Origin of the sequence: Methanofollis liminatans DSM 4140 (genome assembly GCF_000275865.1) — an archaeon.
Classification (GTDB): domain Archaea; phylum Halobacteriota; class Methanomicrobia; order Methanomicrobiales; family Methanofollaceae; genus Methanofollis; species Methanofollis liminatans.
Genome location: NZ_CM001555.1, coordinates 723,933 through 735,886 on the forward strand (window position 1 = coordinate 723,933; position 11,954 = coordinate 735,886).

13 protein-coding genes and 2 tRNA genes are annotated in these 11,954 nt (G+C 63.3%); 8 read left to right on the forward strand and 7 right to left on the reverse strand.

Annotated features, from left to right (window positions below; all coding sequences use genetic code 11):
• Positions 1-260: 260 nt before the first annotated feature.
• On the reverse strand, positions 261-1,790 hold the full coding sequence (locus METLI_RS03640) for a 2-isopropylmalate synthase (protein ID WP_004038120.1): 1,530 nt from the start codon (positions 1,788-1,790) through the stop codon (positions 261-263).
• 140 nt (positions 1,791-1,930) lie between these two features.
• Between METLI_RS03640 and METLI_RS03645 the strand changes: the two genes are divergently transcribed.
• Positions 1,931-2,035 (forward strand) — tRNA-Tyr (locus METLI_RS03645).
• 10 nt (positions 2,036-2,045) lie between these two features.
• Positions 2,046-2,118: transfer RNA gene (locus METLI_RS03650), tRNA-Asp, on the forward strand.
• A gap of 60 nt (positions 2,119-2,178) precedes the next feature.
• Here the strand turns inward: METLI_RS03650 and METLI_RS03655 are convergent.
• Together METLI_RS03655 and ppk1 are read right to left on the reverse strand one after the other, a co-directional pair.
• Positions 2,179-3,714 (reverse strand): Ppx/GppA phosphatase family protein, encoded by a 1,536-nt coding sequence (locus METLI_RS03655; RefSeq protein ID WP_004038121.1) that lies wholly within the window; start codon positions 3,712-3,714, stop codon positions 2,179-2,181.
• Positions 3,711-5,756: a polyphosphate kinase 1 gene (ppk1, locus tag METLI_RS03660; RefSeq protein ID WP_004038123.1), complete on the reverse strand. Its 2,046-nt coding sequence runs from the start codon at positions 5,754-5,756 to the stop codon at positions 3,711-3,713. Before ppk1 ends, METLI_RS03655 begins: the two co-directional genes overlap by 4 nt.
• A 64-nt stretch (positions 5,757-5,820) precedes the next feature.
• On the opposite strand from ppk1, the gene METLI_RS03665 reads away from it, so the two are divergent.
• The 5 genes from METLI_RS03665 to mntA all read left to right on the forward strand — a co-directional run bounded on the left by METLI_RS03665 (position 5,821) and on the right by mntA (position 9,967).
• The gene (locus METLI_RS03665) at positions 5,821-6,384 is read left to right on the forward strand and encodes a HEAT repeat domain-containing protein (RefSeq protein WP_004038125.1); all 564 of its coding nucleotides are present in this window, start codon (positions 5,821-5,823) and stop codon (positions 6,382-6,384) included.
• Positions 6,326-7,687, forward strand: a complete 1,362-nt coding sequence (locus tag METLI_RS03670) for a hypothetical protein (RefSeq protein WP_004038126.1) — start codon at positions 6,326-6,328, stop codon at positions 7,685-7,687. Before METLI_RS03665 ends, METLI_RS03670 begins: the two co-directional genes overlap by 59 nt.
• A gap of 54 nt (positions 7,688-7,741) precedes the next feature.
• The gene (locus METLI_RS03675) at positions 7,742-9,025 is read left to right on the forward strand and encodes an ATP-binding protein (protein WP_004038127.1); all 1,284 of its coding nucleotides are present in this window, start codon (positions 7,742-7,744) and stop codon (positions 9,023-9,025) included.
• A gap of 206 nt (positions 9,026-9,231) precedes the next feature.
• Entirely contained in the window at positions 9,232-9,561 is a 330-nt protein-coding gene (locus METLI_RS03680; RefSeq protein WP_004038128.1) for a nucleotidyltransferase domain-containing protein, read from the forward strand.
• Positions 9,562-9,643: 82 nt separating this feature from the next.
• Positions 9,644-9,967, forward strand: a complete 324-nt coding sequence (gene mntA, locus METLI_RS03685) for a type VII toxin-antitoxin system MntA family adenylyltransferase antitoxin (protein WP_157203205.1) — start codon at positions 9,644-9,646, stop codon at positions 9,965-9,967.
• Positions 9,968-10,343: 376 nt separating this feature from the next.
• Here the strand turns inward: mntA and METLI_RS03690 are convergent, their stop codons facing one another.
• Both METLI_RS03690 and METLI_RS03695 read right to left on the reverse strand, forming a co-directional pair.
• Entirely contained in the window at positions 10,344-10,535 is a 192-nt protein-coding gene (locus tag METLI_RS03690) for a type II toxin-antitoxin system HicB family antitoxin (RefSeq protein WP_004038131.1), read from the reverse strand.
• Entirely contained in the window at positions 10,510-10,818 is a 309-nt protein-coding gene (locus METLI_RS03695) for a UPF0175 family protein (RefSeq protein WP_004038132.1), read from the reverse strand. The genes METLI_RS03690 and METLI_RS03695 overlap by 26 nt, the downstream gene beginning before the upstream one ends.
• 160 nt (positions 10,819-10,978) lie before the next feature.
• Between METLI_RS03695 and METLI_RS03700 the strand changes: the two genes are divergently transcribed.
• Entirely contained in the window at positions 10,979-11,284 is a 306-nt protein-coding gene (locus tag METLI_RS03700) for a nucleotidyltransferase family protein (RefSeq protein ID WP_004038134.1), read from the forward strand.
• Positions 11,285-11,443: 159 nt separating this feature from the next.
• Here the strand turns inward: METLI_RS03700 and METLI_RS03705 are convergent, their stop codons facing one another.
• Complete coding sequence (locus tag METLI_RS03705; protein WP_004038138.1) at positions 11,444-11,668, reverse strand: type II toxin-antitoxin system HicA family toxin; 225 nt, start codon at positions 11,666-11,668, stop codon at positions 11,444-11,446.
• On the reverse strand, positions 11,665-11,895 hold the full coding sequence (locus METLI_RS03710; RefSeq protein ID WP_004038140.1) for a type II toxin-antitoxin system HicB family antitoxin: 231 nt from the start codon (positions 11,893-11,895) through the stop codon (positions 11,665-11,667). Before METLI_RS03710 ends, METLI_RS03705 begins: the two co-directional genes overlap by 4 nt.
• Positions 11,896-11,954 lie beyond the last annotated feature (59 nt).

An 11,954-nucleotide genomic window follows, 5' to 3' on the forward strand; every position in this document is an offset into this window, starting at 1 on the left:
AAAAATCCTGATGGTCAAGGCTGGCGTGCTTGCCCGTCCCCGCCCCGATCTCATGTGCGGGGACGGGCCGGGGGGCAGCAGGCCCCCCGAGGGGAGGCGTACCGGATTTCCCGTCCCCCCTCCTCCAGGTGCGAAGGGCACGAAGCCCCTCCCCTCACCGGGAAATGCACGCCTGCAGGGCCCATGCCGGGAGATGATGGCGGGATCACCCGCGTGAAAGGGGGAAGACCCGGAAAAAAGGTTTTGACCGGGAAGAAGCGTTACTCCTTCTTCTCGCTCCCCTGCACCCGCTGGAGCAGGTTGATGGCGTTCACCATCGCCTCGACCGAGGCGATGATGATGTCGTCGGAGGAGGCCGAGGCGTCGAAGATGCGGCCCGAGGCGTCCTCCACGGCGATCGTGACGTGGCCGATGGCGTCGGTCCCGCCGGAGATCGACTCCACCGAGAACTCCTTTAAGTGGACCGGCCTGGGCAGGCAGCCCAGGATCGCCTTCATGGCGGCGTCCACCGGGCCGTTGCCGGTGCTGCACGCAACTTTCTCGATGCCGTCCACGGTCAGGTTCACCGAGGCGGTGGGCATCACGTGGTTGCCGGTGAGGATGGCGATGTCCCGCAGCTCGACTGCATGGACGACGCCGGCCATTCCCATCGCCTCTTCGGCGATCGCGTACAGGTCGGCGTCGGTGATCCGCCGGCCGCGGCCCGCGATCGCCTTCATCTTCTCCATGATCTCGTCGAGCTGGGCCTCGTCCGGGTTCATGTGGGCGTCGGCGAGCGTCTGCCTGACGGCATGGCGGCCGGCGTGTTTGCCGAGTTTCAGCCGCCGCCGGTGGCCGACCATCTCCGGGGTCATGATCCCGGGCTCGAAGGTATCGGAGCGCTCCAGGACGCCGTGGGAGTGGATCCCGCTCTCGTGCGAGAAGGCGTTCTCGCCGACGATCGGCTGGTAGGGCAGGATGCTGATGCCGGCATGGCGCGAGACGAGCCGCGAGGTCTCGACCAGGCGGGGGGTGTCGATCCCGGTCTCGATCCCGTAGATCGCTTCCAGCGCCATCACCGTCTGGGCGAGGTCGGCGTTGCCGGCCCGTTCGCCCATGCCGTTCACGGTCACCTGGACCTGGGCGGCGCCGGCCTCGACGGCGGCCAGGGTGTTGGCGACCGCGAGCCCGAAGTCGTTGTGGCAGTGGACGTCGATGGGGGCGTTTACCTCCCTGACGACGCGGGCGATCAGCTCCTTCATCGCCGAGGGCGTCATCACGCCCACGGTGTCAGGGATGTTCACCGTCGTCGCCCCGGCGGCGACGGCCGCCCGGCAGACCTGGATTAAATAGTCCGTGTCGGTCCTGGTGGCGTCCATTGCCGAGAAGAGGCAGCGGTCGAAGTGCTCGCGGGCATAGGCGACGATCGCCCCGGTGGCCTCGATCACCTCCTGGCGCGTCTTTTTGATCGTGTGCTCCCGCTGGATGTCCGAGGTCGGGATGAAGACGTGGATCATGTCGGCGCCGCTCTCGATGCAGGCGTCGACGTCGTCCTTTCTCATCCGCGAGAGCCCGCAGATCCGGGCCCCGGTCTCTGCGGCGGCGATCGCCTTCACCGCCGCCAGCTCGTCGGTTGAAGAGGCGGGGAATCCGGCTTCGATGGTGCCGACCCGTATCGCAGCGATCTGGCGGGCGATCTCTACCTTCTGATCGATGGTGAAGGAGACGCCCGGCGTTTGTTCGCCGTCGCGCAGGGTGGTGTCGAAAAGAGCTATGTTCTTACGTGCATTTCCGGGGACAAAGAAAACGATTCCCCCTCGTTCCGGTTGTGTCTGCGTTGGTGTGAGACATACTCAAAAAACGATGTCGCAGTATAAAAAGATGCCTCCTCCGGCATCCGACGCCACCAATACCTTTAATAACTCCCTTAACCCACCTATGTAACGCAATACCCGCCTTAACTCAGACTGGTAGAGTGCGCGGCTGTAGTTTGGTTTGCCGTTTCGGTAACCGCGCGGCTACCGCGATGTCCCCGGTTCGACTCCGGGAGGCGGGATCTGCAACGAGCCCAGGTAGTGTAGAGGCCTATCATGATGCCCTGTCACGGCATCGACACGGATTCGAATTCCGTCCTGGGCGCTACTTTCTTTTTGAACGTTGATTGAATGAGCACAGGGCTTTAAAAAAAGGTTTTTTCTTTCAGACGGCCCGGATCTCCACCCTGCGGCCGAGACACTTTTCGATCGCCGGCAGGGCGTCGCGCACTCCCCATATTTCGAGGTCGCACCCGCCCGGGCTCTCGACCTCGATGACCACGCTTTCCCCCTCTCTCCTCAGGGCGGCGTCGTTTACGAGACCCAGCTGGCTGCGGTCCAGGTTCTCTGCGATCCGCAGCAGGGCCGAGAGGGTCCGCACGGCCTTTGCCCCCTCGGGATCGAGTCCTGCGGCGATGAGCGCCTTTTCAGACGGGGCTTTTTTGCGGTGGAAGCATGCGGTCTCGCCGATGATCAGGGTTTCCCGCCGGGAAAACCCGGACATCCCGGCGTTCTCGACGATGTAGCGGGAGTGGTGCTGGTGGTTGCGAAAGGCGATGACCTTTCCTGTGTCATGGAGGAGGGCGGCGTATTCGAGCAGTTCCCGCATCTCTTCGCCGAGGGCGTGGACGCCTGATGCCGCCCCGGTGTCGAAGAGGCGCAGGGCCAGTCTGGCCACCTGGTGGGCGTGCCCCTCGTCGGCGCGGCAGGCACGCATCAGGTGCACGACGCTCTGGCGGCGGACCGGGACCGGGCTGCCCTGCAAAAAACCCTCGAAGCCGCTGAGGTAATCGACCAGCAGCCCGTCGATCACCCCGCGGTCGGAGATCCTGATCGCGGGGAGGCCGATCCCGGCCATCAGCACCTCCAGGATCACGCCGCCGCCGACGATGATGTCGGCGCGGCCCGGGTTGATCGCCGGGATCTGCCGCCGCTCCTCCAGGCTCATCGGATAGAGCCTCCTGAGGGCGGCGCAGAGGTCGGCGTAGGCGAGGAGGCTCCTGTCCCCGGCGATCGCCGCCAGCGTCTCGATCGTTCCCGAGCTCCCGAAGGCGAGGTCGGTCCCGATGTCGCCGAAGCCGTCGAGGGCCGGGCGGACGGCGGCGAGCACATGGGCCCGCATCGCCTCGTAGGTCTCCAGGTCGATCCGGCCGTCCTCATCCGGCGGGAAGAGGGCCGAGAGCCGGATCGCCCCGAGTTTCAGGCTTGCCCGGTGGCGGGGGGCGTGGTGGCCGCCGACCGAGATCTCGGTCGAGCCGCCGCCGATGTCGATGAAGACCGCTTCCCTCCCGCCGGTATCCCCGCCCGATGCGACGCCGAGGTGGATGAGCCGCGCCTCTTCGAGCCCCGAGATCACCCTGAGGTCCACGCCGGCCCCCTCCTTCATCGATGCCAGGAACTCGTCCTGGTTCTCCGCCTCCCGCGTCGCCGAGGTGGCGACCGCCACGGTCTCGTCTGCCCCGAAGCCCCGCGCCGCCTCCATGAGGTTTTTGCAGGCGAGGACCGTGCGCTCCATCGCCGCAGGCTGGAGGCGTCCGCTCTCGAACTCCCCTTCGCCCAGGCGGACGGTCACCTTCTGCCTGGTGAGCACGGTGTAGGAGCCGTTCTCGTTGAGCCTGACGATCAGCAGGCGGACCGAGTTGGTGCCGAGATCGATGAAGGCGGCGACCCTGCCCCCCGGCGGCACCGCCGCCCGGCTCATGGCCCCTCCCCGCCCGGCCGGTGGGCGATCATCCACGCCTGGGCGCTGCAGGTGCCGGTCTCTGGGCGCTCGTACGACCCGTCCGGGCGGAGCCGTCTTGCCTTCACGTCGTCCTCCAGGTGGACGGCGAGGAGGCGGAGGAGCCCGGCCCTGATCGCCGGGTCCTCCACCGGGAAGAGCACCTCCACCCTTCGGTCGAGGTTTCTGGGCATCAGGTCGGCGCTGCCCAGGAGGACCTCGCCGCTGCCGAAGGCGTAGATCCGGGCGTGCTCCAGGAACCGCCCGACGATCGAGGTGACGGCGATCCGCTCAGAGACGCCCGGGATGCCCGGGCGCAGGCAGCAGATCCCGCGCACCTGCAGGTCGACCTGGACGCCGGCCTCTGAGGCGCGGTACAGGGCGTCGATGCACTCCCGGTCCACCAGGGCGTTCATCTTGAAGATGATCCGGCCGTCCCCGTGCGCCCGCTGCCGTTCGATCTCCCCTTCGATCCGCGCGAGGACCTCTTTGCGCATCGAGACCGGAGCGGCCAGGATCTTCCGGTAGTCGGCCTTGCGCGAGACGCCGGTGAGGACGTTGAAGAGGTCGGAGACGTCGGCGGCGATCGCCGGGTCAGTGGTGAAGAGCCCGATGTCGGTGTAGACCCTGGCGCTCTGGGCGTTGTAGTTGCCGGTGCCGAGATGGACGTACCTGACGATCCCGTCCTTCTCCTTTCGTACGATCAGGCAGACCTTCGCATGGACCTTGAGGCCGGTGAGCCCGTAGACGACATGGACGCCGACACCTTCCAGGGCCCGGGCCCAGCCGATGTTGTTCTCCTCGTCGAACCGCGCCTTCAACTCGATGATCGCGGTCACCTGCTTGCCGTTCTGCCGCGCCTCCATCAGGGCGGCGACGATCGGGGAGTTGGGGCCGACCCGGTAGAGGGTCTGCTTGATCGCGAGCACCGCGGGGTCGTGCGCCGCCTCGCGCAGGACGGCGACGACCGGGGCGAAGCTGTCGTACGGGTGGTAGAGGAGGAGGTCCCGGCCCGAGAGGGCGGGGATGACCGGGGTGCCCCGGGTGAACTCAGGCGGCACCGCCGGGAGGAAGGGGGGGTCCTTCAGGTCGGGCCGGTCGATCCCGGCGATCTCCATCAGGTCGGCCATGCCGAGGGGGCCGCCGGTGGTGTAGACCTGGATCGGCGGGATGCCGAGGTGCGAGGCGAGGCGCTCCCGGATCCACCCGGGCATCGAGGTGGTGACGGCGAGGCGCGCCGGTGCGCCCCGGCGGCGGAGTTCCATCCCCTCCTCGACGGCGGTGAGCAGGTCTGAGGCTTCGTCCTCCTCGATCTCCATGTCGGCGTCGCGGGTGACCCTGAAGGCGTGACACTCCTCCACCTCCATGCCGACGAAGAGGAGGTCTAAGTTTGCGGCCACCACCTCCTCGATGAAGACGAGGTGGTGGCCGTCCATCCCCGGCACCCTGAGGAGGCGCGGGATGAGGTCGGTCGGCACTTTCACCCGCGCCAGCGCCCGCTCGCCGGTGGCCGGATTTCTGACGGCGACGGCGAGGTTGAGGGAGAGGTTCGAGATCGCCGGGAAGGGGTGGCAGGGGTCGATGACCATCGGGGTGAGGACCGGGAAGACCTCCTCGAAGAAGCGTTTCCTGATCGCCTCCTGTGCCGCGGCCGGGAGGTCTTCTGCCCGGTGGACGACGATCCCCTCCGCCTCCAGGGCCGGGAGGAGTTCCTCTTCCCAGCACCGCTGCCGCTCCTGGAGGAGGGGGACGAGGCGCTCGCGGATCGCCTGCATCTGCTCCTTCGGGCTCATGCCGTCGGGCGGGGCCTCGAGGGCGCCGCAGGCGATCTGCCGCCGCAGCCCGGCCACGCGGATCATGAAGAACTCGTCGAGGTTCGAGGAGAAGATCGAGAGGAATTTCACCCGTTCCAGGAGGGGGTGGGTGCGGTCGAAGGCCTCTTCGAGGACGCGCCGGTCAAACTCGATCCAGGAGAGCTCGCGGTTGATGTACAGCGCCGGGTCGCCGGGGGTGAATGCCGCCATGCTGATCACACTCTCTCGTTTTTTTTCCACAAGTAGTTTGAGGGAGGAGGGCGAGATCGGATGCATGAATCAGGAGAAGATTGGGGAGGAGGCGCTCACCCTCGCCCTCGGCGGTGCCGACGACGCCCGGATCAGGCGGATGTCCTCGCTCCTCCTTGGCAGGACCGGGGATGCGGCGGCGGCCCTTCCGCTGGTTGCGGCGCTCGGCGATCCCGATAAGGGGGTGCGGGAGGAGGCGGCGGCGGCGCTTGCGGCCCTCGGGCCGGTTGCGGTCGTTCCCCTGATCCCTGCCCTCCGTGACCCTGCGTGGCGGACCCGCTACCGGGCGGCCGAGGCCCTCGGGCGGATCGGCGACCGGCGGGCCGTGGGAGCGCTCGTGCGTGCGCTCTCAGACGAGAAAGACCATGTCCGCTATATGAGCGCGAAGGCGCTCGGCCTGATCGCCGACCCTGCGGCCGGGGACGCCCTCGTCCGGGTGCTCGGGGATCCGAACCCGCCGGCACGGAAGGCGGCGGCATGGGCCCTCGGCGAGATCGGCGAGTATGAGGCGGCCCTGCGGGCGGCGCTCGATGGCGAGCCCTCGGGTGCGGTGCGCCGGGCGATCAGGGACGCACTCGGGCAGGGGTGAGGCGCCTGTGGACCCGCTCGCCCTGCAGATCGATGTCGCCGTCGGCACGGCCGGGACCGGCGATCCTGCCGGTGTGACCGGGCGTATCGATGCGGTCCTTGCCCATACGCCCCACACGCTCGCTATCCGGGCGGTGTCTGTCGAGGAGGTCGACGGCTGCGATCTTGTCGTCGTTTTTCCCGACGCACCTGCCGGTCTGATCGCCGCCGCACGCTTCTCGGGCATCCCGGTCTTCCGGGTCATGGGTGGCGGCGGCGTTGTCGAGGGGCACGGTGCCGAGGGTTTTCTGGCGACGCTGCGTTCGCTCGACGCCTACAATGCCGAACGGGTGGACGCCAAACGGATTGGCCGGCAGGTGGACGAGCGCACCGCGGCGCTTCAGGCCGAGCTCCGCGCCGCCGGTCTGGACGCCGCTCTGCTCGAACCGGTCGCCGCCTCGCTTCTCCCCCATTATGTGCGGACCAGGATCCTCGCCGACCGCTACGGTCTCCTCCACCTCGGCGCCGGGACGTCGGTCTATGCCCTTTCGGCGATGGCGATTGCGGCGGTCACGGTGCAGGCGCTCCTTTTTCCCGATCTCCTCTCCCTCATCTGGGTTGAGGTGGGAGCGATCGCCGCCATCCTGCTGCTGCTGATCGCCGCCCGCACGCTGGACTGGCACCGCAAGTGGCTCGACTACCGGTTTCTTGCCGAACGGATCAGGTCGGCGATCTTCCTCTGTTTTGTCTGTGTCCGCTGCTCGGTGCCGGGCAACCACCCGGGGATCACCCTCACCCACCATGCCGACGACTGGATGTCCCGGGCCTTTGAGGGGCTGCTTGACGTCCGCCCGCTGGAGTACTGCTCTCTTGCGATCCCGCTCGAACCCCTGAAGCATTTCCTGCTCTCGACCTGGATCGACCGGCAGATCGATTTCTATGCGGCCACCGAAAGGCACAACCGCCGGTGGTACGACCTCCTCCTCCACGCCGGGGAGTTCTTCTTCATCGCCACCCTCATCGCCGCCGCCGCCCATGCATCAGGGGCCGTGCACCACGACGGCGCCCTGCTCGCCGCCGCCACCATCGTGCTGCCGGCGGTGGCGGCCTCTCTCTCGGCGATCCGGGTCCAGCGGGAGTACCGCCACAATGCCGAGCGGGCGGCGGCGATGCTCCATCATCTCTCGTCGATCACGCTCCGCATCCGCCGGGCCGAGAGGATGGACGAACTCTGTGATCTCCTGGAGGAGGCGAACGAGGTGATGCTTCGAGAGCAGCAGGAGTGGCGGGTGGTCTTCCGGTTCCGGGAGCTGGAGGGGGTGTGAAAGTGTCGATTGTAATCGACACTTTAATCATGTATTGTCGATTATACTCGACAGATGGATCACAGGCTCCGGATTGCTCTCGAAAGTCAAAACCCCTGGTGGTTTGAAAAAGCGTTTGAAACCGGTGTTGAGCGCCTATCGTATTTCCCCCAGATCGAGGCTACGATGGAGGCGAGGGAGGTGCTTCTTCTCTTCGGTGCCCGGAGAACCGGAAAATCCACGCTCGTATACCAGATCATCAGGTCTCTTCTCGAACGAGGGGTGGCCCGCGAGGCGATCCTTTTCATGAACCTGGATGAGCCGTTCTTCTTTTCCATGGCAGACGATCCCGCCCTGATCACCGGCATCGTCGAGGATCATATCGCCCGTCACCCCCATGTCGAGCGGTTTTACCTCTGCATCGATGAGATCCAGAATTATTCATACTGGGCCCAGGCGATCAAGACCATATACGACACAAAGAGCACGGTGAAGTGCATCCTGACCGGGTCCACATCGTCGCTGCTCCAGCGAGAGAGCAGCCGCCTTTCAGGCAGATATTTCTCCTGTACCGTCTATCCTCTGTCTTTTGAGGAATACCTCCGCTTTTGCGGGGTCGCACACCCGACCGTTGTCGAGCGCCGGCAGCATCTCGAGGACTATCTGAAATTCGGTGGGTTTCCAAGGGTGGTCCTGGAAGAGCAGGAGGGCCTGAAGATCCAGATCCTCAAAAATTATTATGAGACGATATACCTCAAGGATATCATCTTTCCAAACAGGCTGAGGAACAACAGCGACCTCGTCGATCTGCTTTATTATCTGATCTCCAATGTCGGCACCACGCTTTCCTACAACCGCATCGCCGATGGCCTTCAGATCTCGACCGATACCGTGAAGGAATATATCGAGTATGCAGAAGACGCCTTTCTTCTGTACACCGTGATGAAATTTGATTACTCGGTAAAAAAACAGGTTGCAAACCCGAAAAAGATCTATGCTCTCGATACGGGGCTTGTCAATGCCGTCGCCTTCACCTTTTCGGAAAACGCGGGAAAACTCCTGGAGAACCTCGTATATATCGCCCTGAGGAGAAAACACGGCGGGATCTATTATCATAAAGACCAGTATGAGTGCGACTTTCTGGTGAAGTCGGGCAGAACGATCGTCCAGGCCGTCCAGGTGACATGGTCCCTGAAGGAGGAGAGCACGCGGAAGAGGGAGATCCGCGGGCTGGTTGAGGCGATGGATGCCTATACCCTTGACGAAGGCGTCATTGTCACGGCGTCGGAATCTGAAGAACTGGTCGTCGATGGGAGGGCGATTCACGTCGTCCCTCTCTATGAGTGGCTGGACGCATGAGGGGTGTAGCCATGCAGAGATGGGGGATTGTCTGGAGCGGGATGGCGGACGCACGGCAGAATATATATAGCGTCTCAGGGATCATACGCGGCGTACACAACCCGGGAGGCACAGCGCCGGATGGTGCGGGCGGAAAAAGATCTACGGAGCGTACCTGGCGAAGATTTCGAGTGGGCATGTCTCTGTAAATATTTCGAAGAGGAGGAATGGATAGGTATACCGGCAGCACGGCCCCTTCTCCCGACCTGATGGCGGCCCTCCGCGCCTTTGCGGCGGATGTGCGCTCCCGCTTCCGGGTCGACCGGATCGTCCTGTTTGGTTCGGCGGCGAGGGGGTCCATGCACGAAGGGAGCGATATCGACCTGATCGTGATCGGGGATTTTTCCGAACGCTTCCACCGGCGCATCGCCGCCCTGCTCGACCTCACCGATCTCCCGGTCGAGCCCCTCTGCTATACGCCGGCAGAGTTCGAGCGCCTCGTGGAGGAGAAGAACCCGTTCATCCTCGAGGCGCTCTTAGAGGGCGTCGACCTGTAAAAAATCGCCCCGGGAACAGGGGTGATGACGAAACCGTTCCTCTGCCGAAAGGCTGATGATGGGTCAGGTTACAGCAAGAGGAATGTATACCCTGACCGAGAAGATCTGTGAGACCATCGTTCGTGTACTGACGCAGAACGATGCCGAGCGGATCGCAGTCTTCGGCTCCTATGCGCGGGGGGAGGCCGGCCCGGAGAGCGACATCGATATCCTGGTCAGGTTCGGCCGCACAAAAAGTCTTATCGAGATCGTGCGTATCGAGGACGAACTCAAGGCTGCCCTCCATAGAAACGTCGATCTCGTCACGGAAAAGGCGGTCAGCCCCTATCTTGCCGATGCCATACGTCGTGATGAAGTGGTGATTTATGAAGCCGGAAGATCCTGCGTACCTCCATCATATCCTTGATGCCAGCATTGAGGATTTTTCGAGGGGCATTTCGTCGGCAGCAGAACTCAACAAACCCGGCGTGCCGGAATCAGCGAGGCTTCACGGAACGTTTCGCCGCACCTGTGTAGTAAATATCGGCTTTGCAAAACCCCTCATTTTTTCTGGGTGCGAACGTGACCCAGTCGCCGGGATGAAGACAGGTCCGGGAAGGCAAAATAAATGAGCCTCGCCTCTGCCCGGGGGTTGCACCCCCGGACCCCCGCGCATGATTGCCCCTGGATATGCGAGGAGGGGCCGGGAGGAGCAGGTGTCGATGAAAAATGCTGGCTGTGCGTGCCGGAGTGGTTTGCCCGTCCCTACCTCTATCAGATGTGCGGGGGGGGTCGGGGAGCGGCTAGCCCTGGTTCTCGTCGCTTTCGAATGCATCGCTGCCAAATGTCTCGATGTGGAAGCGTATCGCGGATTTTATTTCGGCGAGCGCCTCTTCGTAGGTCTCCCCCTCTGCGACGACAACACCTCTCAGGCCAGGCGGATAGGCGACATAACCGTCAGGATGTTTTTCAACGATTATTTTTATGGTCTTCATGCCCTGTCCTGCTGCAGTCGTTTGTATTTGGGCGCTCCAGGTACTTTTTGAGCGTGTTCAGGTCCTGCTCTGCATCTTCTGCCGAATAATCCAGGGCTACGCCCTTCTCGTCCAGCAGCATGACCATCTCCCATTTGTTTCTCGCCCCGGCCACTTCTGCTGCCTTTCCAAGCGATAATCGCCCCTCACGATAGAGCTCGACGGCAAGGATCCGGCGGATGAAGCGTTCCAGCACTCGTATTGCCTGGAGCACCGATTCCGGGAGTGTGATCGTAGCTGCCATGGGGAACCTCACGTCATGGAGTGACGTGCGCAAGCAAAATAGTATCGTGGCCCGGCGGGGTATTGAGGCACGCTTCGGTAGATGGACGTCATTCCCTGGATGTTCGTCCTGCAGCTGATCGTCCGGTATTATTAATGGGTGTGGCAATACTCTCAGGTATATGGCTGGAACCGGATCGGTTGAACCTGTGATCGATCTGCTCAGGGCGATCAAACCCCTGCTGAAGAAAAAATACGGCGTTGTCGATATCGGCGTCTTCGGCTCGTATGCCCGGGGCGAAGAGGTCGAAGGGAGCGATCTCGATATTCTCGTCGATCTGGCCGAGCCCATCGGGTGGGACGTTGTCGACCTCAAGGAGGAGCTGGAGCATATCCTTGGGAGGCGCGTGGACCTCGTCCTGAAAGGGGGGGTTGTGGGGCGAAAACGTCTCTTCAAGGCGATATCAGAGGATATCATCTATGCCTGAGCGGAGATTCGCCTTCTTCATCAAATGCCCGGGAACGATAGGTCTACTTTTTCCCTGGACACATCCCCATCACGGCATCTGTCATACGGGAGAATGATTGCAATGGTTACTCCGCGTGACGACATCTCCGAGACCGGGGTGGTGCGGGAGATCCTGGAGTTACAGGAGCGTCCGAAACTCGTCGACAGAGAGCCCGGCCTGAAATAGAATCGTCTGAAGTGTCTTTGGAGCAAGGGTCTTCCCGGCGTGTACCGGAATCGTGACGATGGCACCGCGCCCGGCATGATAGAGGTAGTGGTGGCTGCCTCGCACTCCAACTTCCTCAAAACCCGCTTTTTTAAGGGCCCTGATCGCTCTCTCCCCGGTGATTCTTGGAAGTTTCATACTGCATTGATTGTATTGAGAGATACGGAAACCTCAACGGGAATGGGCCGTCCCAGTTTTCTGGCTACCTCAAGGTAGCCCGCGATCGCCTCCTCGATGTTTGCCAGCGCTTCTTCCCAGGTGGACCCCTCACTGATGCAGCCGGGGAGCGATGGAACCGTTACGGTGTAGCCTCCGTCCTCGTTCTGCTCCATGAGTACTGTGTAGCGCAGACGATTCTCTGACAATATATCCCTCCATGGGAGAATGGTATATGGCATTATATAGGGGTTCCGCAGGGGGGCAT

What these genes read in the sequence shown, in the direction of transcription:
- METLI_RS03655 (WP_004038121.1), bottom strand. Translation starts at nt 3,714, where the DNA reads ATGAGCCGGGCGGCGGTGCCGCCGGGGGGCAGGGTCGCCGCCTTCATC.
- ppk1 (WP_004038123.1), bottom strand. Translation starts at nt 5,756, where the DNA reads ATGGCGGCATTCACCCCCGGCGACCCGGCGCTGTACATCAACCGCGAG.
- METLI_RS03665 (WP_004038125.1), top strand. Translation starts at nt 5,821, where the DNA reads ATGAATCAGGAGAAGATTGGGGAGGAGGCGCTCACCCTCGCCCTCGGC.
- METLI_RS03670 (WP_004038126.1), top strand. Translation starts at nt 6,326, where the DNA reads ATGGCGAGCCCTCGGGTGCGGTGCGCCGGGCGATCAGGGACGCACTCG.
- METLI_RS03675 (WP_004038127.1), top strand. Translation starts at nt 7,742, where the DNA reads ATGGATCACAGGCTCCGGATTGCTCTCGAAAGTCAAAACCCCTGGTGG.
- METLI_RS03680 (WP_004038128.1), top strand. Translation starts at nt 9,232, where the DNA reads ATGGATAGGTATACCGGCAGCACGGCCCCTTCTCCCGACCTGATGGCG.
- mntA (WP_157203205.1), top strand. Translation starts at nt 9,644, where the DNA reads ATGTATACCCTGACCGAGAAGATCTGTGAGACCATCGTTCGTGTACTG.
- METLI_RS03690 (WP_004038131.1), bottom strand. Translation starts at nt 10,535, where the DNA reads ATGAAGACCATAAAAATAATCGTTGAAAAACATCCTGACGGTTATGTC.
- METLI_RS03695 (WP_004038132.1), bottom strand. Translation starts at nt 10,818, where the DNA reads ATGGCAGCTACGATCACACTCCCGGAATCGGTGCTCCAGGCAATACGA.
- METLI_RS03700 (WP_004038134.1), top strand. Translation starts at nt 10,979, where the DNA reads ATGGCTGGAACCGGATCGGTTGAACCTGTGATCGATCTGCTCAGGGCG.
- METLI_RS03705 (WP_004038138.1), bottom strand. Translation starts at nt 11,668, where the DNA reads ATGAAACTTCCAAGAATCACCGGGGAGAGAGCGATCAGGGCCCTTAAA.